This window comes from Streptomyces sp. NPDC001156 (assembly GCF_053598275.1).
Genome location: NZ_JBSFJX010000551.1, coordinates 1 through 1,258, shown reverse-complemented (window position 1 = coordinate 1,258; position 1,258 = coordinate 1). Strand labels below are relative to the sequence as shown.

Annotated in this window: 1 protein-coding gene; it reads right to left on the bottom strand. The window is 71.3% G+C overall.

The genetic code is table 11. The features are described 5' to 3' along the window. Positions 1-72: 72 nt before the first annotated feature. Positions 73-198 (bottom strand): hypothetical protein, encoded by a 126-nt coding sequence (locus tag ACWDA7_RS53050; RefSeq protein ID WP_450615425.1) that lies wholly within the window; start codon positions 196-198, stop codon positions 73-75. Positions 199-1,258: the final 1,060 nt, after the last annotated feature.

Here is a 1,258-nt window from a genome sequence, read left to right as displayed (position 1 = left end):
CGGCTGGTGTTGATCGTGTAAGAGCTGCTGGTCGCTGACCCGCAGCCAACGTGAGCCAGGAATCCCCCTGCTTCAGCTGGGGGAGGATTCAAGCAATTCCAGGAACGACCAGTGTTCGCCGAGGATCTGCAGGCTGCGCTCGATGGTGCAGGCCGGCTCGTCGTCTCTGGGGCCCGACCAGTGCCGTCCGGTCGACACCGTCCCCCTCCACCTGCGCTGCATCCCGCACGTGCCCCGATACTGCACGGCGCGGCACCGAGTCTCCCCCTTGAGTTTCCCCTTGCAACTCAGGGTGTGCCTGCCACGTCGCCAGCCGTCACGCCCACTACCCCGGACTGGCGGCGCCCCGCCCGGACCCCCGCTCCCCCCGGCCCGCGCCGCCGCGACCTGAGCACTGGCTCGGCCCAGCCCCGGGCCGGTCCCCTTCGGGTCTGCTCCTCACACAAAGCCGTTCGCCGGGCCCGCGCCAAGATCGCCTCGTGGGAGTTTCCGTCTGGCCCGGCCGTCGTCCGCCGCCCGGGGCGGCTCCGGCCGCCCGCGGAAGCGGCCCGGCGGCAACCGGGCCGTTGTGCCGAGGCGACGGAGTCGATCATCGGCCTGTTCCTCGTCACAGAACTGAACCGCGGTGGGGCATGCGTCACGCACCGGACGGCAGACTCTTCCGGGTCGCACACCACCTCGCCTCCGGCCCCCGGCCATCGGGCGCCGGGGCCGCACCTCCATGACTGCAGGGCTGGGCAGTGGCCGGAGCCGGGCTCGTGGGTGCGTTCGCCAGCGGTTGCCGTGAGGTGTTCGCCCCGCGGTTCGCTCACGGCGCCTTCGGGTCCTGCCCCCACGTTGCACCGCGAGGATCGGACTCGGGAACACGCACGCGGCTTTGGGCCGATTGTCCGTCAGCTCTCGTACCGTGGTGTGGAGAGCGGCACGCACCATCTGCCATGCGGCATGGAGCCGCCCGGGTCCCGCGGCCTGAAGCGGTCGCGGAGCCGGCGGTGTGCGAGGCCGGTGGTTCTTGCGGGCAAGCGGGCGGCAGGCGCGGCTTGTCGACGGCCTGCGGACGGGCCGATGCCGCTCGTATCGCGGCGTGGGCCTCGAGGACGTCGCACGGCTTCGGCGCGTACCCGCGCTCGTCGTCCTCGCGGAGCTCGTCCACGGGTGACAGCGACCGTTCCTAGTCAGTGAGCAGGAGTGAGTCTTGTACCCAATCCTGGTCAACTGGCGCATCCCGAACGGTGGTGGATGCACTGGTCTCCCGCGT